At 58.4% G+C, this 25,191-nt stretch carries 16 protein-coding genes and 3 pseudogenes; 7 read left to right on the top strand and 12 right to left on the bottom strand.

What is annotated here, in order from left to right:
* Positions 1-8 precede the first annotated feature (8 nt).
* The 7 genes and pseudogenes from nth to CAGGBEG34_RS04885 form a co-directional block, all read right to left on the bottom strand.
* Positions 9-647, bottom strand: a complete 639-nt coding sequence (gene nth, locus CAGGBEG34_RS04915; protein ID WP_006682719.1) for an endonuclease III — start codon at positions 645-647, stop codon at positions 9-11.
* The gene (locus tag CAGGBEG34_RS04910; protein WP_006682718.1) at positions 644-1,879 is read right to left on the bottom strand and encodes a DNA recombination protein RmuC; all 1,236 of its coding nucleotides are present in this window, start codon (positions 1,877-1,879) and stop codon (positions 644-646) included. The genes nth and CAGGBEG34_RS04910 overlap by 4 nt, the downstream gene beginning before the upstream one ends.
* A gap of 121 nt (positions 1,880-2,000) precedes the next feature.
* Positions 2,001-3,399, bottom strand: a pseudogene (locus tag CAGGBEG34_RS04905) (sodium:proton antiporter).
* Positions 3,359-4,006, bottom strand: a complete 648-nt coding sequence (locus CAGGBEG34_RS10095) for a C40 family peptidase (protein ID WP_081463750.1) — start codon at positions 4,004-4,006, stop codon at positions 3,359-3,361. Before CAGGBEG34_RS10095 ends, CAGGBEG34_RS04905 begins: the two are co-directional and overlap by 41 nt.
* A 4-nt stretch (positions 4,007-4,010) precedes the next feature.
* Positions 4,011-4,997, bottom strand: coding sequence for a 4-hydroxythreonine-4-phosphate dehydrogenase PdxA (pdxA, locus tag CAGGBEG34_RS04895; RefSeq protein ID WP_006682717.1), 987 nt, complete (start codon positions 4,995-4,997; stop codon positions 4,011-4,013).
* Positions 4,998-5,000: 3 nt separating this feature from the next.
* Positions 5,001-5,999 (bottom strand): peptidylprolyl isomerase, encoded by a 999-nt coding sequence (locus CAGGBEG34_RS04890; protein ID WP_006682716.1) that lies wholly within the window; start codon positions 5,997-5,999, stop codon positions 5,001-5,003.
* 7 nt (positions 6,000-6,006) lie between these two features.
* The gene (locus tag CAGGBEG34_RS04885; protein WP_158641798.1) at positions 6,007-8,367 is read right to left on the bottom strand and encodes an LPS-assembly protein LptD; all 2,361 of its coding nucleotides are present in this window, start codon (positions 8,365-8,367) and stop codon (positions 6,007-6,009) included.
* 187 nt (positions 8,368-8,554) lie between these two features.
* On the opposite strand from CAGGBEG34_RS04885, the gene CAGGBEG34_RS04880 reads away from it, so the two are divergent.
* From CAGGBEG34_RS04880 to CAGGBEG34_RS04870, 3 genes and pseudogenes are all read left to right on the top strand, one after another.
* Complete coding sequence (locus tag CAGGBEG34_RS04880; RefSeq protein WP_006682714.1) at positions 8,555-9,610, top strand: aminoglycoside phosphotransferase family protein; 1,056 nt, start codon at positions 8,555-8,557, stop codon at positions 9,608-9,610.
* A 17-nt stretch (positions 9,611-9,627) separates the two neighbouring features.
* Positions 9,628-10,308, top strand: a pseudogene (gene murU, locus CAGGBEG34_RS04875) (N-acetylmuramate alpha-1-phosphate uridylyltransferase MurU); the annotation flags it as partial.
* 118 nt (positions 10,309-10,426) lie between these two features.
* Positions 10,427-11,599 carry a UbiH/UbiF/VisC/COQ6 family ubiquinone biosynthesis hydroxylase gene (locus tag CAGGBEG34_RS04870; RefSeq protein ID WP_006682712.1) on the top strand — a complete coding sequence of 391 codons (1,173 nt, stop codon included), beginning with the start codon at positions 10,427-10,429 and terminating at the stop codon, positions 11,597-11,599.
* Between the two features lie 293 nt (positions 11,600-11,892).
* On the opposite strand, the gene CAGGBEG34_RS04860 is transcribed toward CAGGBEG34_RS04870, so the two are convergent.
* Both CAGGBEG34_RS04860 and ctaD read right to left on the bottom strand, forming a co-directional pair.
* Entirely contained in the window at positions 11,893-12,750 is an 858-nt protein-coding gene (locus tag CAGGBEG34_RS04860; RefSeq protein WP_006682711.1) for a cytochrome c oxidase subunit 3, read from the bottom strand.
* A 119-nt stretch (positions 12,751-12,869) separates the two neighbouring features.
* Positions 12,870-14,480: a cytochrome c oxidase subunit I gene (gene ctaD / locus CAGGBEG34_RS04855; RefSeq protein ID WP_006682710.1), complete on the bottom strand. Its 1,611-nt coding sequence runs from the start codon at positions 14,478-14,480 to the stop codon at positions 12,870-12,872.
* Positions 14,481-14,758: 278 nt separating this feature from the next.
* Between ctaD and glnA the strand changes: the two are divergent.
* The 4 genes and pseudogenes from glnA (at position 14,759) to CAGGBEG34_RS04830 (ending at position 21,434) form a co-directional block, all read left to right on the top strand.
* Positions 14,759-16,173: pseudogene (glnA, locus tag CAGGBEG34_RS04850) on the top strand (type I glutamate--ammonia ligase).
* A gap of 339 nt (positions 16,174-16,512) precedes the next feature.
* Positions 16,513-18,444: a protein-disulfide reductase DsbD gene (gene dsbD / locus CAGGBEG34_RS04845; RefSeq protein WP_420885885.1), complete on the top strand. Its 1,932-nt coding sequence runs from the start codon at positions 16,513-16,515 to the stop codon at positions 18,442-18,444.
* A 281-nt stretch (positions 18,445-18,725) separates the two neighbouring features.
* The gene (locus CAGGBEG34_RS04840; RefSeq protein WP_006682707.1) at positions 18,726-19,823 is read left to right on the top strand and encodes a SagB/ThcOx family dehydrogenase; all 1,098 of its coding nucleotides are present in this window, start codon (positions 18,726-18,728) and stop codon (positions 19,821-19,823) included.
* A gap of 312 nt (positions 19,824-20,135) precedes the next feature.
* Entirely contained in the window at positions 20,136-21,434 is a 1,299-nt protein-coding gene (locus CAGGBEG34_RS04830) for an MFS transporter (RefSeq protein WP_006682706.1), read from the top strand.
* On the opposite strand, the gene dnaJ is transcribed toward CAGGBEG34_RS04830, so the two are convergent.
* Genes dnaJ through grpE form a run of 3 tightly spaced genes read right to left on the bottom strand, consistent with a single transcriptional unit; the run spans position 21,415 to position 25,097 of the window.
* Positions 21,415-22,551: a molecular chaperone DnaJ gene (gene dnaJ / locus CAGGBEG34_RS04825; RefSeq protein ID WP_006682705.1), complete on the bottom strand. Its 1,137-nt coding sequence runs from the start codon at positions 22,549-22,551 to the stop codon at positions 21,415-21,417. The two genes, CAGGBEG34_RS04830 and dnaJ, sit on opposite strands and share 20 nt — an antisense overlap.
* A 1-nt stretch (position 22,552) precedes the next feature.
* Positions 22,553-24,484 carry a molecular chaperone DnaK gene (gene dnaK / locus CAGGBEG34_RS04820; protein ID WP_006682704.1) on the bottom strand — a complete coding sequence of 644 codons (1,932 nt, stop codon included), beginning with the start codon at positions 24,482-24,484 and terminating at the stop codon, positions 22,553-22,555.
* A gap of 40 nt (positions 24,485-24,524) precedes the next feature.
* Complete coding sequence (gene grpE / locus CAGGBEG34_RS04815; protein WP_081463747.1) at positions 24,525-25,097, bottom strand: nucleotide exchange factor GrpE; 573 nt, start codon at positions 25,095-25,097, stop codon at positions 24,525-24,527.
* Positions 25,098-25,191: the final 94 nt, after the last annotated feature.

Below are 25,191 nucleotides of genomic sequence, written 5' to 3'. Positions count from 1 at the left end.
TATGCCGCCTACGGCGGCGGCGTTTTTGACTGAAATTCGCACAATGGCGCAATCGCGCAATGCCAGCATTCAGGCCGGCGCGCTTTGCAGACATAGCGGCCATGCAGAATCAGCCAATGATGCGCATGCCGCTGGAATTCGCGCGGCGTTGCCGCCTCAAGCGCTTTTTCGACTTCGCGCACAGTCCTGCCCGGCGCCAGGCCGGTGCGGTTCGCAACGCGAAAGATGTGCGTATCGACCGCAATCACGGGCTGGCCAAACGCCGTGTTGAGGACCACGTTCGCCGTTTTGCGTCCCACGCCAGGCAGGGATTCCAGCGCGGCGCGCTCCGCGGGCACTTGGCCCTGATAGCGTTCAAGCAGCATCGCACAGGCCGCGATGATGTTTCTGGCCTTGGTGCGATATAGGCCAATCGACTGGATATAAGGGCGCAGGCCGTCCGCGCCCAGTTCAAGCAGCGCGCGCGGCGTATTGGCGCGCGCAAAAAGGATGCGCGTTGCCTTATTGACGGACACATCCGTCGCCTGCGCCGAGAGCATCACCGCGATCAGCAATTCAAACGGCGTTTGATATTCCAGCTCGGTCGTTGGGTGCGGGTCCAGGCTTTGCAGTGCCTGATAGAGGGCGCAGCGCCGGGCGGCATTCATAGATCAGAGCATTTTTCAGCGAGTGCGCTATCCGGCGCCGGCAAGGCTTCCACATCGCGCAATTTCCGATGAATCACGCGGGTGCGCGTCTGGGCGCTTTCAATCGAGCGCGTGACCGTTTCCAGTTGCGATTTGGTTTTCGCCAGCGCTTCGCCAAACCTAGCAAATTCCGTTTTGACCGCGCCCAGCACATGCCAAACTTCGCTAGAGCGTTTTTCAATCGCAAGCGTGCGAAATCCCATTTGGAAACTGCTGAGTATCGCGGACAAGGTGGTAGGGCCGGCAATCGTAATCCGATATTTGCATTGCAGCGCCTCGAACAGTCCCGGACGGCGCAGCACTTCAGCGTACAAGCTTTCGATCGGTAAAAAAAGGAGCGCGAAGTCGGTCGTATGCGGCGGCGCGAGATATTTCTCCGCAATGCTTTTCGCGCATGCGCGCACGCGCGCCTCAAGCGCGGCAGAGGCGAGGTCGAGCGCGGCCTGATCAGCGCGTTCCTGCGCGTCAATCAAACGCGCATAGTCTTCGCGCGGAAATTTGGCGTCAATCGGCAGCCAAAGCGGCTGGGTTCCGGATCCGTCCGCATTGACCAGATTGCCAGGGAAACGCACCGCAAAATCAACGCGCGCGCTGCTTTTTGGCACGACGGCCACGTTTCTTGCATACTGGTCGGGCGCCAGCATTTGCTCCAGCAATGCGCCGAGCTGGACTTCGCCCCAGGTGCCGCGCGTTTTCACATTGGTCAGCACTTTCTTCAAATCGCCGACGCCGTCCGCAAGCGTTTGCATTTCACCCAGACCGCGATGCACCTGTTCAAGCCGCTCGGACACCCGCTTAAACGATTCGCCAAGCCGCTGCTCCAGCGTTGCCTGTAGCTTTTCGTCAACGATATGGCGGATCTGGTCAAGTTTGGACGCCGTATTGGCTTCAATGTCCTTGAAAGCGCGTTCAAGCGTCGCGCGCATCCCGGCAAGCGCGCGGTCATTACTTTGCGCAAGCTGCGTTAACTGTTGATTCAACGCATTGTTTTGAAGCGCAGAAGATTGCGTGAGCTGCGCCGTGACCGTCTGCTGGAATTGCGCAAAGTTGGCACTGGATTCCGCGCGGCCAGCGCGGCCCGCTTCAGCAATTTCATCACGCAATCCGCGTTCCAGGCGCGTAAAAAGCGCGAACAGCGCCAGCGCGATCAACGCCAGCGCAGCAAGAACGATGATCCACAGGGAAACTGGCATGGGATGGCTCACAATGAAATGAGGAGTTTCGCACAGCCGTGCTGGCAAGGCGCGCCGACGCAGAAAGTACACCTAGTACGGCAAGGAGGCGCAACACCGCCAGCGCGGCTGTGCGAAACGCCTAGCGGAAAAAGATCCATGTAGTCAATGCGAATACCGGCATCAAAACGCACCCCGACCACGCCATAAAACCAAAAAAGCTTGGCATGCGCACGCCGCGCGATTGCGCAATCGCTTTGACCATGAAATTCGGCGCGTTGCCAATATAAGTATTCGCGCCCATAAACACCGCGCCTGCGGAAAGCGCGGCGAGCGCGGTCGCGCCTTCATTCATCAGCGTTTGCGCATTGCCGCCCAAGGTATTGAAAAACACCAGATACGTCGGCGCGTTGTCGAGAAAGCTCGATAAAAGCCCTGTGACCCAGAATACCATCGCGCCTACCGGCTGGCCGTTAACGTCGCTGATTGCGCGGCCCACAAACGCAAANGGCGCCGGCGCTGCCAGCGCGCAGCATCGCAATCACGGGCGCAATGGTGATAAAAATGCCTGCAAATAGTTTCGCCACTTCGGCAACCGGCGCCCAATTGAAATCATTAGCGGCGCGCGCCGAGCGGGGCGTCGTCCACCATGAGGCCGCCATTACGCCAAGCAACAGCAACTCGCGCGCCAGATTCTGCATGTCGACCTGCGCGCCCCATAGATGGAACGCAATGCCCGGCTTCCACAGTCCGCTCATCAGCACCAGCGCCAGCACGCAGGCAAGCCATACAAAATTGATTTTGCCTTCGATGGAGAAAGAAGGCGAATCCGGCGTCGGGTCGAGGAACGGCGCGCGCGCTTCTTCACGGTGATGGAAATAATATACATCGATCAAATAAAACAGCGCGAGCAGCAGGATGACGGCAAATAGCATTGGCTTGAACAGATGCGCGGTGGTCCAGAAGAAGCCAACGCCGTTCAGAAAACCGAGAAATAAGGGCGGATCGCCGAGCGGGGTTAATGCGCCGCCGATATTGGCGACCAGAAAAATAAAAAAGATCACAACGTGCACGGTATGCCGGCGGTTATCGTTTGCGCGCAGCAATGGACGAATCAGCAGCATTGCGGCGCCGGTGGTGCCCATCACGCTCGCCAGCAGCGTTCCCAGAGCAAGCAGTCCCGTATTCATGACCGGAGAGCCATGCAGATTGCCGCGTATGCATAAACCGCCCGCGACGGTATACAGCGCGGTCAGCAGGATAATGAAAGGAAGATATTCGGCGAGCAGCGCATGCACGATGCTCTGCGCCGCGCTGCCCGCGCCGTGGACGGCGGCGAATGGCGCAACAAATAGCGCTGCCCAGAACAGCGCGATTTTTCCAAAGTGATGATGCCAGAATGCGGGCGTCAGCAGGGGCAGCAGCGCGATGGAGAGCAGCATGCCGGCAAAGGGCAGTCCCCATAATGGCGAAAGCGCGGCGCCGTCCACAGCGGCAGGCTCAATCATAGGTTGCAAATCGCGCAATTGGATCATCTGCATCGAACGCCGTGTTTTGCGCAGGTCTGGCAGACATTGGCATATCGTTCGCTGGCTTCCGGGGCGAGGCGGAGATTGCCTGCGCGAAAGGATATCGCACTGCAATCCGGCGGATTCCGTTGAAATGACGCGCCCAATAGGGCGCGTCCACATGGTCAATGCGAACGAGGCTTCCAGACGAGGGGGCGTTTACAAAGCGATGATGGCCAACATAAATGCCCACATGCGAGTTGGGATGTCCATTGGTGTTAAAAAAAATCAAATCCCCGGGGGCCACCTGGTCAGGCGTGATGCGTTTGCCCTGCGCGCTCATTTCTCTTGCGGTGCGCGGCAGATTGATATGCGCGGCGCGCTCAATCACATAACGCACCAGTCCGCTGCAGTCAAAACCGCTCTCCGGCGTATTGCCGCCCCAGCGGTAAGGCACATCGACCAGACTCATGGCGAACAGCGAAATCTCTTCGTTACCAGCGCTGTGATCGGCCCATGCCGGACGCGCTGCGGCTGGCGTTGCAGTTGGCGTTGCGCGCGCTCTGTCCGCGCGGCGCGGCGCGCTGGCGCAAGCGGAAAGCAAGAGCGCAATCAATACAATCCAGGGAGCGCGGCACATTGGATTAGGGTCTGTTCCGAGGCTGCGGACGGCGGCAGCGGCGCGCTATTTCAATCGCGCTCCCGATTGCATCCATCAGGCTGCCTGGATCGGCGCGGCCCGTGCCGGCCAAATCCAGCGCAGTGCCATGATCCACCGAGGTGCGCACGATCGGCAAGCCGAGCGTGATATTGACGCTTTTGCCAAATGCCGCGTATTTGAGCGTCGGCAAGCCTTGATCGTGATACATCGCCAGCACGCAATCTGCGCCGTCCAGCATGCGCGGCGTAAAGAGGGTATCCGCCGGATAGGGGCCGCGCGCATCCATTCCCGCCTCACGCGCGCCGGATACTGCGGGCGCGATCACTTCAATGTCCTCATGGCCCAGATATCCGCCCTCGCCAGCGTGCGGGTTCAGGCCGGAGACGAGGATACGCGGCGCGGCAATTTCAAAATAACGGCGCAAATCCATATCGATGATCCGCAGACTTTCGAGCAGGCCCCCAGTATTCAACGCCGCGCTGACTTCCTTTAAGGGCAGATGCGTGGTCGCCAATGCGACCCGGAACGTCCGGCGGCCTGCCAGCATCATCACGGCGCGCGCCGCGCCCGTGCGCTGCGCCAGATATTCGGTATGGCCGGTAAATGGAATATCCGCCTCCAGAAGAATGCGCTTTTGCAAGGGCGCGGTGACCAGCGCATCGAATTCTCCGCTGAGCGCGCCATCGATTGCGCGGTCAAGCAGCGCCAGTACATAATGACTATTGGCCGCGTTCAACTGGCCTGGCGCACTGCGCGCACGCAGCGCCTCATGCTGGCATGCAACGCGCCCTGTTGCCTGTAATGCCGTCCAATCGACCTGAACCGCAGCGGCGCGCTCCGCGAGCAGCGCGCAATCTCCCAGAACCGTGAAATGCACATCCGGCCATTCCACACAGGCTGCCTGCACCGCCTGCACGCTCAGCTCTGGCCCTATGCCAGCCGGTTCTCCAGTGGTAATCGCAATTTTCAATGCTCAGAATGATACCGGTACCATATATCGAACATAAGCCTGATCGCGCAGCGCGCGCAACCAGCGGTCATGCGCCTGCGCGGCCTTGCGCATCCCAATGGCCTGGCGCGCGATATTCTGCCTTTGCTGCGCGGAGGGCGCGGCGCGCCGGCGCTCCAGAACCTGAATCAGATGCACCCCATAAGGGCTGCGCACCGGCGCGCTGATTTCCCCTGCTTTCAGACTTGCCATCGCGCGCTCAAATTCAGGCACGGTCTGTCCTGGCTCCAGCCACCCCAGATCGCCGCCCTGCGCCGCCGTCCCGTCAATAGATAATTGACGCGCAAAGCGGGCAAAGTCAGCGCCCGCCTCCACCTTCTTTTTCACTTCGAGCAATTGCTGGCGGGCGGACGCTGCTAGAGCGCTGTCATCGGCGCGCAGCAGAATATGCCGCGCATGCGTATGCTCAATATCGGGCAAAACTGCGCGGTCAAGATAGTCCCTGACCTCGGCGTCCGGCACAACGATCTGGCTCTCGATTTCTTTCACGCGCAATTTGGCCAGCAATAGTTCATCTTCCATCTCCCGTTTCATGGTAGACCAAAAGATGCCCTGGCGTTCGAGCTTTGCACGATATTCCTCGCGCGGCAGCCCGCTCTCCTGCACCAGCCGGTCCAGCGCGGCGGCGCGCTCCGCTTCGCTCACGCTGATCTTCTCTTCGCGCGCTTTGTGCAGCATCACCTGTTTCAGCACCATCTGCTCAAGCGCCTGCGCGCGCAACGCTTCAGCATCCGGTGCCGTTGCGCCTTGCTGTTGCAGGCGGCGCGCGATCTGCGCGGCGAAGGCGTCCAGCGCGCGCTGGGTAATCGCTTCATGGTTCACCACCGCGACAATCCGGTCCACGGTACCGCTGGCATCAGCGACCGGCTTTTGCGCATAGGCAGCCACCGACATCAAACCCGCCGCAATGCCCGCTACGGCGCTGCGCAAAAATGGGAATGAAATGGGATAAATATTTTTCATAACATGTTTATTCGTATAGAGAAAACCGTGAAGGGGGCAACGGCGCAGGCAAGGGCATATAGCCCGGCACGCTCGCACGGAACCGTTCAATCAGCCCATTATCCACCTTTGAGAGTCCTTTGAGCTCAAGCTGCGCAAGCACGCGCGTGCCCTTCCGGTTTGCGTTGTTCATATCCACGCCATTTGCAAAATGCTGCACGGCCGCCCCCAGCCGCCAACAGTCGGCATCGTACTGGAAACCCGCCAGACCATCGACGACCCGTTTTGTATCGAGGGCATAGTTGAGCCGGCCAATGCCAGTCCAGCGGCGGCCCAGCGGCCACTGCGCTGAAAGCGCGATCTGTTTGATGGGTTCCCGCCCCAGCGTTTCATTCGCGCGCGTATAGCGGTAATCCACGTTGAATACCCGGTACGGCGCGGGATGCCAGCTTAAGGCCATATTGGAGCGGATTGAATGTTTGCTGTCCGTGTTGAACTGAAGCGTTGTTTCAGCGCTCAACGCGCCGTTCGGATTCCATGCGGCGCCGAGCAATAAATCCGAATGATTCGCCTGCGCGCGCGCTTGACCGGGTTTTAAAGTCAGGCGTTGCTGGCGGAAATAATATTGCTGCGCGATCATCAAGCGCGCCTGTTCTGCACCGCGGCCCGGCTCCATAAAGCGGGACGTTAGCCCCAGCGTCACGCGATTTGCATCGGCAATCCGGTCGTTGCCGGAAAAGGTGTTAGGCGTATAAATCTCTCCAAACCCAAAATCCGATTCGGCGGTATCGAAAATGGGCATGAAATCCTGGTTCCGGTACGGCGTGTACACATAATACAAACGCGGCTCAAGCGTCTGAATCGATGGATGGCCGAACGGCCATATCGCCCCTATGGGCCGCTCAAAAATGAGTCCGCCATCTACGCTGAACGTCGGAACCGCAACGCGCGCATTGCGCGGCTGGCCTTGAGGCGCATCAGATCCAATCCGGCTCAGTTGATAAGCGGCCAGATGCGCCTGCAACGCTGGAATCAGGAAATAACCCGGCGCGCGCAATAATTCATAACTGAGCGCCGGCTTTAAATGGACGCGCTGGCCCTCAGTGGCCTGTGATGCCTCATTTTTCTGTAACTGATGCACCGCGACCGGATTGCGGATTCGGAAACGGGAATAATTGCCTTCTACGCCGACATGAATACGGTCCGCAAAATGATTCCGGTATTCAAGCTTCAGCTCCGGCTCGCGCCCATACGGCGGCTCGGACGGCGGCAGTGTCTGCCAGCGTTGCACGCGCATCAACGCCGACCACGGCCCTTTTTGATAGCGCAGGCCCGCCTCCTGCGGAAACAGGAATTGAGCGCCGTTCAAGAGAATATCGCTTGCGGCCAAATCTGCCGGATACATCTCATCCGAGACGCGCTGGTAATCCAGATACGCATCCAGGCCAGCGCCCAGCGCATGATCGTGCTGCATATTCAACGCATAACGGCTTTTTTTAAGCACCACATCACGCGGCATATATTCCATATGAATAGCGCCCGAATACGTCGGCATCAGATAACGATATTCAGCGCCCAGCTGCGCGCTGCGCCGCGTCGTGATGCGCGGATACAGGGTTAAATCATCATTCGGCGCAATATTGAAATAATACGGCACGGTGATGTCCAGCCCCGCCGTCGAGCTCAGCCCGACTTTAGGCGGCAGAAAGCCTGAGGCGCGTGCATCGGACAATGGAAAGGATAAATAAGGACTCGCGAAAACCGGCACCCCATAAAAGAAGAGCGTCCCGTTGCGGGCGACGCCCCGATCCGCGCCCGTGTCCAATTCGACGCGCTGCGCCCGTATCAGCCAGTCTGGCCGCCCGGTGCATGCACATCCCGTATAAGAACCGCGCGTGACCGCCAGCCGTTCCGGACCGAGTACATCGATGCGTTGCGCACGGCCTGAGCCGCCGGTGATATTGAAATGATAGGTCGGAGACAATAGATAACCTTCCACTGTATTCACATTCAGATGCGCTTCAGGTCCGGTAAAGGTATTGCCGCGATGGATGATTCGTACATTTCCATACGCATCGGCGCGGTCAGACTCCGCGTCATAATGCAGCCGGTCGCCTTTGATCACGGTGGCATGGGCGCGCACTTCGGCATCGCCCGAAATCGTGACCGCTTGATCGCCCTGAACCTCAATCCGCGCGCCGCGGACAAATTTCGCGCCTGATTTTGCGTCTGCATCGCCCGCGCGCAAAGGATGTAAAAAATGTTCCTCAAGTTGTGGCGCCAGCGTCAAGGGCAATTCTGCGTTCGCGACGAGCGGCATGCCGGCGAACATCGCGGGCACACAAGGCAGAACAGTCCAGAAGGGTGGGCGAGGCAGTAGACGTGGCACAATCGGGGCCTGAGAACCTGTTTACGATCTTACTGCGCGCCCGTGAGCCTGTGTCGGGCGGTGCTCGGAATCCTCACATATATCAAATATGCTCCGGTTCCTGCGCTCCGTCCTCCTTGGCTGACAGGCGCTCGCTACAGATCGTAAACAGGTTCTGAAATCAAATCTTTTATTATCTCTCAATCATATGCGCGCCGCGCAACTGCTCGCCTGGCTTGCGAACCAGCCTTATCCTCTTGACCTTGATTCAGTCGAAACCATCCGCACCGATGCGGGCGCGCGCCGCTACCTCCGGGTGGCCAGCGCCGGCCCGCACGGCCCAACGCTGATTGCCGTCGATGCGCCGCCGCCGGAAAAATGCCGTGAATTCCGGCATGTCTCGCACTTGCTTCTGGAAGCGGGCATCCATGCGCCGCGCGTGCTTGAGGCGGATTTTGAACGCGGCTTTATGCTGGTCACTGATCTGGGCCGCACCACCTATCTGGAGTATTTTGCGGCGCTGAAAAATGCTCCAAATCCATTGAAGTCCGCCGGTCTGGATGCCGCTCAGCCATTATTCATCGCTGCGCTCGATACGCTCATCGAATGGCAACGCACCACCCGCGCCGGCGTACTGCCAGACTACGATGAAAAGCTGCTGCGCCGCGAATTGGCGCTTTTTCCCGAATGGTATCTGCAATGCCATCTCGGTTTAACGCTCACCTCCGCGCAGCGCGCCGCGCTCGATGCGGTTTACGCCTTGCTTATCCGCAATGCGGCGGCGCAGCCGCGCGTCTTTACGCATCGGGACTATATGCCGCGCAATCTGATGGTAAGCGCGCCCAATCCAGGCGTACTCGATTTTCAAGACGCTGTCACGGGCCCGCTGACCTATGATCTTGTGTCCCTGTTCCGCGACGCATTCATCAGTTGGGAAGAAGCGCTTGAGCGCGTCTGGATCGGCTATTACTACACCCGCGCGCGCAGCAAAGGGCTGCCAGTGGACGCTAATTTTGAAAGCTTCTACCGTGCGCTTGAATGGATGGGTCTGCAACGGCATCTGAAAATTCTGGGGCTGTTTGCGCAACTTCACTATCGCGACGGGAAATCACATTATTTAACCGATACGCCGCGTTTTATCGCGTATGCGCAGCGCACCGCTCAACGGTATTCTGAACTGGCGCCGCTCGCGCGCCTGCTGGATGAATGCGTAGCGCCGCACAGCGCCGCGATGGCCGCATCCCCAACCCGTATTGCGCCATGAGCGCTCTTCTTACTGCAATGATTTTCGCCGCCGGACGCGGAGAGCGGATGCATCCGCTCTCCGACGCCTGTCCCAAACCGCTGCTCAATGCGGGCGGCAAAGCCTTGATTGTCTGGCAGATCGAGCGGCTCGCACGCGCGGGTTTCAGAGATTTGGTCATCAACCACGCCTGGCGCGGTGCGCAGATTGAAGCGGCGCTTGGCGACGGCGCGCGCTGGGGCGTGCGGATTCGTTACTCCGCCGAGCAGCCGGCGCTGGAAACGGCGGGCGGCATCCGCCAGGCGCTGCCCTTGCTTGAGGCGCGGCGCGGCCCATGCGCCTTTGTTGCCGTGAGCGGCGACCTCTATACCGATTATGACTACCGTTTGCTGCATGCGCCCCTGCAACGGATTTCGCAACAACCCGAACCGCATCTGCATCTGGTGATGGTGCCGAATCCGGACCATCACCCCAATGGCGATTTTGCGCTGCTGGACAACGGCCAACTCTCGCTCATCGATGCGCCGCGTCTGACTTTCGGCAATATCGGCGTCTACCATATGCACATGTTTCATACACTCGCGCCCGGCGCGCATTGCGCGCTTGGGCCCTATTACCGAACCGCTATCGCCGCGCGGCGCGCGAGCGGCGAACAGTATAGCGGACGCTGGTTGAATATTGGCGCGCCTGAACAGTTATATGCGCTCGACGCAATGCTATCAGGCGTTCCGCACAACCGCGCTGGCGGCGTTGCGCCTCCTTGCCGTACTCATTGTACTGTCTGCGTCGGCGCGCCTTGCCAGCGCGGTTGTGCGAAACTCCTACGGCACTCGTGCAGTGAAATTTGATTTTGATCTAATCATTGCCGGCGCGGGGCCGGTGGGGCTGAGCGTTGCGCGTCTTCTTGCGCAGCGCAGCGCAACGCGCGCGCTATCGGTGGCGCTGGTTGATCAACACGCCATCACGCCCGTCGGCGACCCGCGCACGCTCACGCTCTCATACGGCAGCCGGATGCTGCTTGAACCGCTTGGCTGGCCCGATGCGGCCACGCCCATCCAATGTATTCATATCTCGCAGCGCGGCCATTTTGGCCGGATGCTGATCGATTGCCGCGCCCATGATTTGCCCGCGCTCGGCTATGCGGTGCCTTATGGCGCGCTGATGCGCGCGCTGACCGGGAATATCGGAACCATCGGGTCAGTGCGGCATCTCAAACGCGCCACAGCGCGCGCGCCTGTTCAGGATGCGCACGGCGTCACGCTCCCGATTGAGACAGAACGCGGGCCGCAACAATTACGCGCCCGTTTGCTGATTCACGCCGCCGGCGGTTCTTCAGCGCGCGCTTCCATAGAAGGCGCGCGCTATAGCGGGCGCGACTATCAGCAAAGCGCGCTGCTCGGTTTGGTGCGCGTTGAAATGCCGCGGCCCTGTTGGGCGTGGGAACGTTTTACGCGCGAAGGGCCGCTTGCGCTTTTGCCGGTTGGCGGCATGCGCGCGGCGGATTATGCATTGGTCTGGTGCGGCGCGCCCAATGACGCACAACGCCGTATGGCTTGCTGCGATGATGCGCTGCTTGCGGAACTCGGCGCGCGCTTCGGCCAGCGGATGGGACGCTTTATTGCAATCGAGCGCCGCGCCGTTTATGCGTTGCGTTTGCAGCGCGTTGAGCCGTGTGTGCAGGGGCGTGTAACCGTCATTGGTAATGCCGCGCAAACGCTGCATCCGGTCGCCGGTCAGGGTCTGAATTTAGGTCTGCGCGATGCTTACGCCCTGGTCGATGCGCTCGCGCATGCTGGCCCAACGCCAGCAGCGCTTGCGCGCTTTGCGCGCCGCCGGCGGCGTGATCGTACCCTCACCATCACAATGACCGATTGGCTCGCGCGCGCATTCAGCACTCGCCGCGCCGAACGCTTCGCGCCTCTCTACGGCGCAGCGTTCACCCTGCTTGAATGTCTGCCGCCCGCTAAGCGGGCCCTTGTACGGCAGATGATGTTCGGATGTCGGCGTTGAATTTAGAACCTGTTCACGATCTGTAGCGAGCGCCTGGAAGCCTTGGAGGGCCCGCCGGAACGCTGCCCGAGGGACCCGCGAAGCGGGATCGGTTTGTTGCGGCGGGCCACAAGCCGCGCGGCAACCCGGCGGGCAGTGCGCCGCTCCGGGGTCGCCTCCATCGCAAAGCGAGGCAGACCTGCTCCGCCCTGCGCGGCGCAGCGCAGGAACCGGAGCATATTTGATATATGTGAGGATTCCGAGCACCGCCCGACACAGGCTCACGGGCGCACAGTAAGATCGTGAACAGGTTCTTACAACCAGTACACCACCACATATAAGCCCAGCCACACTACATCGACAAAATGCCAATACCAGGCGGCGCCTTCAAAGGCGAAGTGATGATCCGGCCTGAAATGGCCGCGCGCCAACCGCATCAGCACAACGGTCAGCATTAAAACCCCCAGCATGACGTGAAAACCGTGAAAACCGGTCAACAGGAAAAAAATGGAGCCGTAGACGCCCGAGCTCAGTTTCAGATTGAGCTCCCGATACGCATGGCGATATTCATAGCCCTGCAGACACAGGAAACAAAAGCCTAACCCTACCGTTGCCGCCAGCCAGAAAATGGCGGCGCGGCGCTGGCCATCGCGCAGCGCATGATGCGCAACCGTCAGCGTTGCGCCGGAACTCAGCAATAGCGCGGTATTGATCGTTGGAATCGGCCACGGCCCCATCGCCTCGAACGGAGGCGTCAACTCCGCCGGCCCGGCGTTCGGCCAGAGCGCGCTGAACTCCGGCCAGAGCAGTTTATGGTCAAAATCGGCGAGCATGGGCGCGACGACGGCGCGCGCGTAAAACAATGCGCCGAACAGTGCACTGAAAAACATGACTTCCGAGAAGATGAACCCGCTCATGCTCCAGCGGTATGACGCATCGATACGTTTGCCATAGAGTCCGCGCTCCGATTCTGCAATAGCATCGCCAAACCAGCGCCAGAGCACGCATGCCAAAGCCGCAAGACTGAGACTGAACACAATGGGCGCCCATGTCTGGCCGTTAATCCAGCCCGCCAGTGAAAACATCACGCCGAGCAATGCCAGCGCCGCGCGCGCCGGATGCCACGACATAGAGGGCACAAAGTAGTCAGGACTGTGTTGGGGAACGTTCATCCAGATTCTCTCAGGCGTTCCGCACCGCCGCACTGGCAAGACGCGCCTTTGCTGCCGGTACAAGTAGTACGGCAAGGGGCGCTGCGCCGCCAGTGCGGCGGTGTGGAACGCCTCATGATTTACTTGACCACTGGCGGCCTTTCAAAAGTATGAAAAGGGGCCGGGCTGGGCACCGTCCATTCAAGCCCTTGCGCGCCTTCCCACGGTCTGGCGGGCGCTTTTTCGCTCTTATTTTCACCCTTAGACAGATAAACGGGCAGCGCAACGCACAACAGAAAATACACCTGCATTAAACCAAAACCGAAAGCGCCAATCGTTGCAATCTGGTTGAAATCGGTAAATTGCGCTGGATAGTCGGCGTAGCGGCGCGGCATGCCGGCCAGTCCCAGGAAGTGCATTGGGAAAAATCCGATATTGAATGAAATCAGCGAACCCCAGAAATGAATCCGGCCGCGCACTTCCTGATACATTCTGCCCGTCCACTTGGGAGACCAGTAATACCAGCCCGCGAAGAGCGCAAACAGCGAGCCTGCCACCAATACATAATGGAAATGCGCAACCACATAATAAGTGCCGTGCACCGCGACATCGAGCGGCGCCATCGCCAGAATGAGTCCGGTAAAGCCGCCCATCGTAAAGACAAAGATAAAGCCGACCGCGAACAGCATGGGCGTCTCAAAACTCAGCGCGCCGCGCCACATTGTCGCAATCCAGTTGAAGACTTTAACGCCGGTCGGCACTGAAATCAGCATCGTCGCGTACATAAAGAATAACTCGCTGGACACCGGCATGCCAGTGGCGAACATATGGTGCGCCCAGACCATAAACGATAGGATCGCAATCGCCGCAACAGCATACACCATCGAGTTATAACCAAAGAGCGGTTTGCGTGAAAACGCCGGTATTACGTGCGAAATGATTCCGAACGCAGGCAGAATCATGATATACACCTCAGGATGCCCGAAAAACCAGAAAATATGCTGATACAGCACCGGGTCCCCGCCGCCCGCCGCGTTGAAAAAGGAAGTGCCGAAATGGCGGTCGAACAGCAGCATCGTCACCGCGCCCGCCAGCACCGGTATCACCGCCAGCAGCAGATAGGCGGTCACCAGCCAGGTCCATGCGAACATCGGCATTTTCATCAAGCTCATCCCAGGCGCGCGCATATTCAAAATGGTCACCACAATATTGATCGCGCCCATAATCGATGATGCGCCCATGATATGGATCGCAAAAATCAGCAAATCCATCCCCGGCCCCATCTGGGTCGATAAAGGCGCATACATCGTCCAGCCGGACGCCGGCGCGCCGCCGGGCATCAAGAAGGAAGCGCAGAGCAGCAGCGCTGCCGGCGGCAACAGCCAGAAGCTGAAGTTGTTCATCCGTGCGAACGCCATATCGGATGCGCCGATCTGCAATGGCAGCATCCAGTTCGCAAAACCGACAAAAGCCGGCATGATCGCGCCAAAGACCATCACGATGCCGTGCATCGTCGTCAGTTGGTTAAAAAACTCAGGCCGCATGATCTGCAGGCCGGGCTTGAACAGCTCCGCCCGGATCAGCAGCGCCATCACGCCGCCGACAAGAAGCATCGCAAATGAAAAAATCAGATAGAGCGTTCCAATATCCTTGTGATTGGTTGCGAGCACCCAGCGCCGCCAGCCCGACGGCGGCGCATGAGGGCCGTGCGTTCCGGCATGACCGGTGTCCGGTGTAACTGTTGCCGTCATTCTAACTCTCCTGATTCTTCAGAGCATTTTTCAGTGGCTTGCCCTGTGTCGCTTCGCGCGCGCTTCTAGAGCGATCCTGCTGAAAAATGCTCTAGAGCGCGGATTCACCGCTTCGCTGAAAATTGTAGCGCGTTCGCGCCCAAGATACAGAAAGAGAAAGCAAGAAACTGAAAGAGACGCATTGAATTAAAGAAAACATAATGAAGATAGACGCGCTTGTTTGATAGGCTAGCGGCCATTTGTAGCGCATTCAAGCGCATAAAACAACAGGAGCAGGAATGAATAAAAACGTGGCCGACATGATTCGGCTTGTAAAAGACGAGAACATCAAATTTGTGGATTTACGTTTCACCGATACGCGCGGCAAGGAACAGCATCTTTCCTTTCCAGCCGCCGCTCTGGATGAGGATAAATTCAGAAATGGGCATACCTTTGACGGTTCTTCTATCAGCGGCTGGAAAAGTATTGAAGAATCCGATATGACCTTGATACCGGATGCAAATGCCACTTATATCGATCCCTTCTACGAAGAATCCACGCTTGTATTGCGGTGCGACGTGGTCGAACCGGGTAGCGGCCTGAGTTATGCGCGCGACCCGCGTTCTCTGGCAAAGCGCGCGGAACAGTATCTCAAGGAAAGCGGCCTGGGCGATGCCGCGTATTTTGGCCCTGAACCGGAATTCTTTATCTTTGATTCGGTGCGCTGGGGCGTTGAGATGTCCGGCGCTTTTGTCCGCATCGACTCTGAAGAAGCCTCGTGGTCATCCGGGAAGAAATTTGAACAGGGAAATACCGGCCATCGTCCCAGCGTTAAGGGCGGTTATTTTCCGGTTGCGCCGGTGGATTCCTTTCAGGAGCTGCGCAGCGAAATAGGTCTGATTCTGGAACGGATCGGCGTACCCGTCGAACTGCATCATCATGAGGTCGCGGGATGCGGTCAAAATGAAGTCGGCACAAAATTTTCTACTTTAACGCAGCGCGCCGACTGGACGCAGATTTTTAAATATGTGGTGCATAACGTTGCGCACTCTTATGGCAAAACAGCCACCTTTATGCCCAAGCCAGTCGTTGGCGATAATGGTTCAGGCATGCACGTCCATCAATCGGTATGGAAAGACGGGCGCAACCTCTTCGCAGGAGAAGGCTACGCGGGCCTGCAGAGTTCGCGCTCCACTATATCGGCGGCATTATCCGGCACGCGCGCGCTCTAAATGCGATTACAAATCCCACAACCAATTCATACAAACGTCTGGTGCCCGGTTTTGAAGCGCCGGTCAAGCTCGCGTACTCAGCGCGCAACCGTTCCGCATCCATCCGGATTCCCTATGTATCCAATGCGCAGGCGCGCCGGATTGAAACGCGCTTTCCGGACCCGCTGGCCAACCCATATCTGGCATTCTCCGCCTTATTGATGGCCGGACTCGATGGGGTGCAGAACAAAATCCATCCAGGCGAAGCAGCAGACAAAAACCTGTATGCACTCTCCCCTGAAGAAGATCGCAAGATGGCGACGGTATGCTCCAGTCTTGAACAGGCGCTTGACTGCCTCGATCAAGACCGCGAATTTCTGACGCGCGGCGGCGTATTCAATGATGATCTGATTGACGGCTATATTGAAATGAAGAGGGCGGAAGTCACGCGCCTCAGGGCAACGACGCATCCAATCGAGTTTGAGATGTATTATTCTTTGTAGAAGTCATTTCATCAATGACTTCTAACTTCTTGGCCGTCAGCTTTCCAGATTGAAATGCAATGCTTAGAACCTGTTCACGATCTGTGACGAGCGCCTGTCAGCCAAGGAGGGCCCGCCGGAACGCTGCCCGAGGGACCCGCGAAGCGGGATCGGGCCGTGAAGGCGGGCCACAAGCCGCGCGGCAACCCGGCGGGCAGTGCGCCGCTCCGGGGTCGCCTCCATCGCAAAGCGAGGCAGACCTGCTCCGCCCTGCGCGGCGCAGCGCAGGAACCGGAGCATATACATCATATGTGAGGATTCCGAGCACCGCCCGACGCAGGCTCACGGGCGCGCAGTAAGATCGTGAACAGGTTCTTACGGGGCTTCCTGTCCATCATGCGCCTTGCGGCGCCGCCGCTTCTCATCCTGTGCGCGCTTTTGCACCATAGCGCGGCGCGCGCAATCCGCGCGCCGCTGCCCCCGGAGCTCGCTTTCAGGTTTAGCGCCATTGAGCGCGCGGGCGCCGTCGAACTGCATTTTTCCATTGCCGATGGCTATATTCTGTACCGCGAGCCTTTCGCATTTACCGTGGCGCGCGGCAGCGCAACGCTCGGCGCGCCGGTATTGCCAAAGGGTCAGATCAAGTTTGACGACAATTTTCAAAAGAATGTCGAGACTTATCAGGGCAAGCTGAGGGTTCTGCTTCCTGTGATACAGGCAAGGGCGCCCTTTGATCTGATCGTCACCTCGCAAGGATGCGAAATTCAGCAAGGCGTCTGTTATCCGCCTATCGAGCATCGCGTTCGGGTCCAGAGGGCGGCGTTGCAGTCCAAGACGGATGCACTCCCCAAACCGCAGGCCTCAACGGCGGTTCAGTCTGAGGTTGAGCCCGCCAGCGGCCTGTCCAGGCTCTATCGCCTGGACAATATTCAGACACTGCTCAAAGAGCGCAGCGGATTCGTTGCGCTTCCCCTTTTTGTATTCATCGGCATCGCACTCAGTCTGTTGCCGTGTTCGCTGCCGATGATCCCCATCCTTTCCGCGCTTATTGCAGGCGAAGGCGCGGCATTGAACCGCCGGCGCGGACTGTGCCTGTCGCTGACCTATGTATTGGGCATGGCGGCCGTGTATACCGCGCTGGGAATTGCGGCCGCGCTGACCGGCTACAGCCTTGGCCTGTGGTTGCAAAATCCCTGGGTGGTCGGCGTTTTTGCATTATTGCTGTGCGTGTTTGCATTCTCCCTGTTTGGATGCTTTGAGCTGACTTTGCCGCAGCGCTGGCTGAGCCGCGTCAGCGCGCTTCAGCAGAGGCTGTCGGGCGGAAAAATCATGGCCGTATTTGGAATGGGCATGCTCTCGGCACTGGCGGTGGGCGCATGTATGAGCGCGCCGTTGTTCGGCATTCTCGCTTTTATCGCGCAAACCGGCAGTGTGGCATTCGGCGGCGCTGCGCTGTTCCTGATGACTCTGGGGATGGGCGCGCCGCTGCTGATCGTCGGCGCGGGCGCAGGCGCATTGCTGCCGCGCGCGGGCCGCTGGATGGAGGACGTCAAGCGCGCTTTTGGACTATTGCTTGGTATCGCAGCCGTTGATCTGCTTTTCCCGCACTTGCCGCGTATTGCGATGCTATTGGCGGCGTTCTATCTCATATGCGCAGCCTTTATGCTCCATGTATTTGAGTTTCAGCCGGATGCTCAAACGGAAACCTCTGCGCGCGCGCGCGCCTGGCGACGGGTTGGACAGAGCGCGGGCGGGTTATGCGCGATGTGGGCCATCGCGCTGGCGGCGGGCGTTGCCGCCGGTTCCCGCGATGTGCGCTATCCGCTGCGCGTATTTGGGAACCACGCGGGCAATGCGCAGGAACAGTCCGCCCCTCTGGACTTCAAGCGCATCCAGACCGTGGAGGAATTCGAGCGCGCCTTAAAGCGCAGCAAACAACCTGTATTGCTGGATTTTTACGCCGACTGGTGCGCCAGTTGCCGCGAAATGGAATCGACCACCTTCAGCGATGCGCGGGTGCAGGCGCGTCTGGCGCAATGGACGCGATTGCGGGTCGATGTGACGGCTTATAACGCGGACAGTCGCGCATTGCTGAAACGCTTTGGCATCTACGGGCCGCCCGCCCTCCTCTTTTTTGATATCCAAGGCAATGAAATGCCTGGGTTGCGCGTGGTCGGCGATCAGTCGAGTGAGCGGTTTTTGAGAACTCTGGACGCGGCAAAGCCTGCGCTGGAAGGCGCATCCGGACGGGCATTGCAATCGTCGAACAGGACGAAAACAGGCGCCGTGTGAACGATTGCGTGTGGTGCAGGTTTCATATAAGGTCTTCACCCTATTGCGTCCCGATACAAGTGAACTCATATTGGAATTGGGCCGCATCGGCCCGTACGTACTCCACTTTATTCAGGAGACCAAGATGACACAAGTGAATCTCGAAGCAACTCACTCACTGTTTGAAAACATTCTTGCTGTACATCCAGCCTGATTTCTGACTGAGCGCGCCCGATACAGCGCTCCTGTATCGGGCGTTGATATCTATTGAATCTTCTGCCACTCTACTCGCTGCCCAGCCAATGACGCCAGAACTCTTCCTGAGGATTGTGGACGGAAAAGTCATTGTCTGGGATTATGCGCACCACACGCAATTTGAAATCGACGACCCGCATCTTGAACGGCTGATTGCGCTCTGTTCAGGCGCAGAACCCACAGATTCAGAGATCGATCAAACGCTTCAATCCTCTGGGGTTCTCAATGCTCGATACCCTGAGCAATGGGGATGGGATTGTTTGTCCCGTATTTTTCATCGAGGCACTCAAATTGATTTAAAACCCGGCGAGCCTTTACGCACTGAGGATGGTGCGCAGGAATATGTGGATTATTGCGCCGCGATTGCCGACAAAGCGCCCCCGATGCATCTGGAATTACCCGGACAGACGGTTCCATTACCCGATGCAGATATGGCGCGTCTGAGTGCAACCACGCTGGCGGATGCGCTGCGCGCACGGAACACATGCCGCGCTTTTGATGCGGAGCCGCTTGAGCTCAGGCAAGTGTCCACCGCGCTGTGGGCAACGTTCGGCGCAGTACATGGTGACAAGCGTTACGATATGGAAACGCAGGGCCTACTCCCCATCGGCTATCGGCGAACATCCCCGTCCGGCGGTTCACTGCAAACCAGCGAACCCTATCTGGTGGCATTGCGTATCCGGGGATTAGCGCCGGGCGTTTATCATTACCGCTCACACCAACACAAATTATCTGTCGTTCAGGACAGTTTTGACCCTGCATTGCTAGGCCCTTTGCTGGGCCAGCAAAACTTCGCTAATGATCTGGCGTATGGCATTTTTATCGTCTCCAGATTCCATAAGCTGTGGTGGAAGTACCCGCATTCCAGAGCGTATCGGGTCGCACTGCTCGATATCGGTTGCCTAATTCAGACCTTCCAGCTTATATGCGCGGCGCAAAATGTCCAGTCCTGGCCTGCCGGACATTTCATTGATGCAGAGGTCAATCCGCTGCTGCGCCTGGATACTGAACGCGAATCGGCGATGTTCTTTGTCGGCGCGGGACGTGGTTCTGGGCCACTCTCTCGAAATCAGTTCTCCATCCTGCAGTCCAGAATGCAGCCGCCAACGTCAGAACCTGTTCACGATCTTACTGCGCGCCCGTGAGCCTGTGTCGGGCGGTGCTCGGAATCCTCACATATATCAAATATGCTCCGGTTCCTGCGCTGCGCCGCGCAGGGCGGAGCAGGTCTGCCTCGCTTTGCGATGGAGGCGACCCCGGAGCGGCGCACTGCCCGCCGGGTTGCCGCGCGGCTTGTGGCCCGCCGCAACAAACCGATCCCGCTTCGCGGGTCCCTCGGGCAGCGTTCCGGCGGGCCCTCCAAGGCTTCCAGGCGCTCGCTACAGATCGTGAACAGGTTCTTAGAGGCAGGCTGACTCACCTTTGTCTGATCAAATCATCTCTGTCCGGGAGATTCCATGCCCGCGGCAATAACCGCAACGGACGTAACACGCGCGCTCTATCGGAAAGTCAGTTGGCATATTCTGCTGTTGCCAACCCTAATGTATTTCGTCTGCGCGCTGGATATCAGCAATATCAGCTTCGCAAAACTTCAGATGCAGCATGATATTGGGATAAGTGATGCTGCTTACGGATTGGGGGCAAGCCTCTTCTTTATTGCTAATATGCTCTTTGATATACCCAGCAGCCTGCGGTCGATCCGAATTGGCTTACGCCGCACCCTCAGCCGGGCGATGGCGTTATATGGTTTGGGTTCAATCGCACTGCTTTGGATATCCGGAGCATACGCCTTTGCACTGCTGCGTTTTCTGTTCGGTATTTTCGAAGCAGGCTGCACTTCGGGTGCAATGGCCTACTTTAGCCGCTGGCTGCCCCCTTCCAGAATGGGGCGGACGCTCGCGTTATTTTCCTGCGCGCCCAGTATTGCGGGAATCATCAGCGGCCCATTATCCGCCTGGATCATGACCCGCCTGGCGGGCGCCGCGGGCCTGGCAGGCTGGAAATGGCTATTTCTACTGCAAGCTCTGCTGTGCTTTGGCTTAGGCATCCTGATCTTTTTAAAGCTCGACGACGCCCCTGCGTCTGCGTCCTGGTTGTCCGCCGGCGAAAAGTCAGTGCTGATTGCGCAGCTTGGACCACGTTCTCAAGTTCTGGAACCCACCTCTTTGTTGCAGGTGCTTAAAAATTTGCCCGTGTCTCTGTATAAAACCGGATTCAGTTATTTTTGTTTGATGTGTGCTGCGTATACCGTGATGTTGTGGTTGCCCACCCTGCTCAGGGAAGCGGGCACAACCGGGTTGATGTCGATTGGCGCGCTGTCCGTCTTTCCGCCGCTGCTGTCATTCACAATGAAAATTGCGCTCGGCGCTTGTTCCGACCGAATGGGTGAGCGCCGCTGGCATAGCGCGTGTTCCACCCTGATAGGCGCAGCCGCAATGTATTTGGCAGCCTGGACAACAGACCATCTGATCGTGCTGCTCTTCAGCATGACGTGCACATTGGCGTTTACGTCCGCAGCCAGCAACGTATTGACGGCCTTATGCTCGGATGATTTGAAAGGGCATGCAACAGCCGGCGGGATAGCTTTCCTCGGCAGCGCTGGTATGCTCGGCAGTTTCGCTGGTCCCACCGTGATGGGCTGGAGCAAAGCGGCTACCGGCAGCTTTCAGGCAGGGCTGTTTGCGATAGCGAGTATCACACTATTGGGCGCAGCATTGATTGTTTCTAATCGATGGCTCATTCAAAAAACCGTTTGACGCGGTCGAACCAGCTTTTGCTTTGCGGACTATGGCGAGCGCCGCCTTCGGTCAGGGACTGTTCAAATTGCTTGAGCAGATTGCGCTGATGCTCAGTCAGTTTGACCGGCGTTTCGACCTGGATATGCGCGTACAGATCACCCGGCACGCTGGTGCGCAGACCCTTGATCCCTTTGCCGCGCAGCCGGAACGTCTTGCCGGGCTGGGTGCCTTCCGGCACGGTAAAGCGGGCACGGCCAGCGAGCGTTGGCACTTCGATCTCGCCGCCGAGCGCAGCAACGGTGAATGCAATCGGAATCTGGCAATGCAGATCATCGCCATCGCGCTCAAAGACCGGATGCCGTTTTAAATGGATTTCAACGTATAAATCGCCCGGCGGTCCGCCGCCGATGCCCGGCTCGCCATTGCCGTTTGAACGAATCCGCATGCCGTCATCGATTCCCGCCGGAATATTGACCGCCAGCGTTTTAATCTGCTTGACTTTGCCAACGCCATGACATTGCGCACACGGCGTGGCGATATAGCGTCCGCTGCCATGACATTGAGGACAGGTTTGCTGAATGCTGAAAAAGCCCTGCGCCATCCGCACCACGCCGCTGCCGCCGCAACCCGGACAGGTTTGCGGCTTCGTTCCGGGCGCTGCGCCTGAGCCATGACAATTCACACAGTTCGACCAGCCCGGCACGCGCAATTTGGCCTCATCGCCATGCGCCGCCTGCTCCAGCGTAATATCGAGCGTGGTGCGCAAATCCGCGCCGCGTTGCGCCCCTGCCGGGCCCGCGCGCCCGCGGCCTTCCGCGCCGCCAAAGATATCGCCAAAGATATCGCCGAACGCTTCCGCGAAGCCGCCAAAGCTTTGCGCGCCCGCACCGCCCATGCCCGCCATATTCGGATCGACGCCGGCGTGACCGTATTGATCGTATGCGGCGCGTTTTTGCGGATCGGAGAGCATTTCATACGCGTGCTTGACTTCCTTGAAACGCGCCTCGGCCTCTTTATTGTCCGGATTGCGGTCGGGGTGATACTTCATCGCGAGCTTGCGATACGCTTTTTTGATTTCCTCATCGCTCGCGTTTTTGGCGACCCCCAGCGCTTGATAAAAATCCCGTTCCGCCATCTCAGTTTTCTTTTTTTACATCCTTGAACTCGGCATCAACCACTTCATCCGGCTGTTTTTTTTCATCTTGCTCCTTTTCCGGCTCGCCCGCCGCCTGCTTGGCCTGTAGGTCGGCCATCATTTTCTCGCCGATCTTCTGCGCCGCCTGCGAGAGCGCCTGCGCTTTCGCGTCGATTTCGGCCTTGTCGGCGGCGTGGTCGTTCAGCGTCGCTTCAAGCGCCTTGATCGCTTCCTCGACCGCCGTTTTCTCGCCCGCCTCCAGCTTACCGCCATATTCCGCCAGCGATTTTTTCGTACTGTGCAGCAAGGCCTCGCCCTGATTGCGCGCTTCGACCCGTTCGCGCTGCTTATGGTCCTCGGCGGCGTTTGCCTCGGCGTCTTTGACCATCCGCTCAATTTCAGCTTCGCTCAAGCCCGAATTGGCCTTGATAGTGATTTTGTTTTCCTTGCCGGTCGCTTTGTCTTTCGCCGACACATGCAAAATACCGTTCGCGTCGATATCGAAAGTCACTTCAATCTGCGGCCCGCCGCGCGGCGCGGGCGCGATGCCTTCCAGATTGAATTCGCCGAGCAGTTTGTTACCTGCGGCCATTTCACGCTCGCCCTGGAAGACTTTGATGGTGACTGCGGGCTGGTTGTCGTCGGCGGTCGAGAAGACTTGCGCATGCTTGGTCGGGATCGTCGTGTTTTTGCTGATCATCTTGGTCATCACACCGCCCAGCGTCTCGATGCCCAGCGATAACGGCGTCACGTCGAGCAGCAGCACATCGCTGCGCTCGCCGGACAGCACCTGGCCCTGAATTGCCGCGCCGACCGCAACCGCTTCGTCCGGATTCACATCGCGGCGCGGGTCGCGACCAAAGAACTCCTTGACCGCGTCCTGCACCTTTGGCATGCGCGTCATACCGCCAACCAGAATCACATCGTCGATTTCGCTGACCTTGACGCCGGCGTCTTTGATCGCCGTGCGGCACGGTTCAATCGTGCGCGCAATCAATTCTTCAACCAGAGCCTCCAGTTTGGCGCGCGTAATTTTCAGATTCAGATGCTTCGGCCCGCTCGCGTCTGCGGTGATATAGGGCAGATTGATTTCGGTTTGCGGCGCGCTCGACAGTTCGATCTTGGCTTTTTCCGCTGACTCTTTCAGCCGCTGCAGCGCAAGCACATCCTTCGACAGATCAACGCCCTGCTCTTTTTTGAACTCGCCGATGATGTAATCGATGATGCGCTGGTCGAAGTCTTCGCCGCCGAGGAAGGTATCGCCGTTGGTCGATAGCACTTCAAATTGCTTCTCGCCGTCAACATCGGCGATTTCAATGATCGAGATGTCAAACGTGCCGCCGCCGAGGTCATAGACGGCGATTTTGCGGTCGCGCTTGTCGGTTTTATCCAGACCGAACGCGAGCGCGGCGGCGGTCGGCTCATTGATGATCCGCTTCACATCCAGACCGGCGATACGGCCGGCATCCTTAGTCGCCTGGCGTTGCGAATCGTTGAAGTATGCGGGCACCGTAATCACCGCTTCGCTCACCGTCTCGCCGAGATAATCCTCGGCGGTTTTTTTCATCTTGCGCAGCACTTCGGCGGAAATCTGAGGCGGCGCGAGCTTTTGATCACGCACTTCAATCCAAGCGTCGCCGTTGTCCGCCTGAACGATTTTGTACGGCATCAAGCCGATGTCTTTCTGAACTTCCTTTTCGCTGAAACGGCGGCCAATCAAGCGCTTCACGGCAAATAAAGTGTTGGCCGGATTGGTGACCGCCTGCCGCTTCGCCGGAATGCCGACCAAAATTTCGTTATCGTCCATATAGGCGATGATCGACGGCGTGGTGCGTCCGCCTTCCGCGTTCTCAATCACTTTGACCTGTTTGCCTTCCATCACGGCCACGCAGGAATTGGTCGTCCCCAGGTCGATGCCTATCATTTTTCCCATTTGTTCATCTCCAAGTCTCCGTTCTGTCGTGAATAAGCGCTCATTCATCGTGATGTGCTGGCGGCCCCGCACTTTCTGGCTGACAGACGGTCACCAGCGCCGGACGCAGCACGCGATTCTCAATCAGATAGCCTTTCTGCAGCACGCTGACGACCGTGTTTGGCGCTTGGTCAGCCGGCACGGTTGAAATCGCCTGATGCCGGTGCGGGTCAAATTTTTCGCCCGCTGGATGAATCACGCACACGCGAGCGCGGTCAAAGGCCGCGTTCAACTGCCGCAGCGTGAGTGCAACGCCTTCGCGTAATTTACCCAGCTCGCCCGATGTATCCGCGGCAGCCGCTTCGAGACTGTCGATCACAGGCAACAGCTCTTCAGCGAAGCGTTCGATTGCAAATTTATACGCTTTTTCCAGGTCTTCCTGCGCGCGCCGGCGCGTGTTTTCGGTGTCGGCCTTCGCGCGCAAAAACTGCTCTTCCAGCTCGGCGATTTTCAGTTGCGCCGCCGCCAGGGCATCCGCCGCATGCTGTGTATCCGGCGGCGCGCCCGGTTTTTCTTCCTCGGACGAGGCCGCCGGATGCGGCGCGCTGTCTTCCACTCTATTGGGTTGATTCATGAAAGTGCGAAACTCCTATCACTACAAATAGCAAGTTGCTAGCAGGTGGGGACTCAAATATTCATTTCAAGAGAGGCGCATCATCTCTTAGAAC

Origin of the sequence: Candidatus Glomeribacter gigasporarum BEG34 (assembly GCF_000227585.1) — a bacterium.
GTDB lineage: Bacteria > Pseudomonadota > Gammaproteobacteria > Burkholderiales > Burkholderiaceae > Glomeribacter > Glomeribacter gigasporarum_B.
Note: the sequence above shows the minus strand (reverse complement) of the source record. Positions and strands in the feature narration are given on the sequence as shown.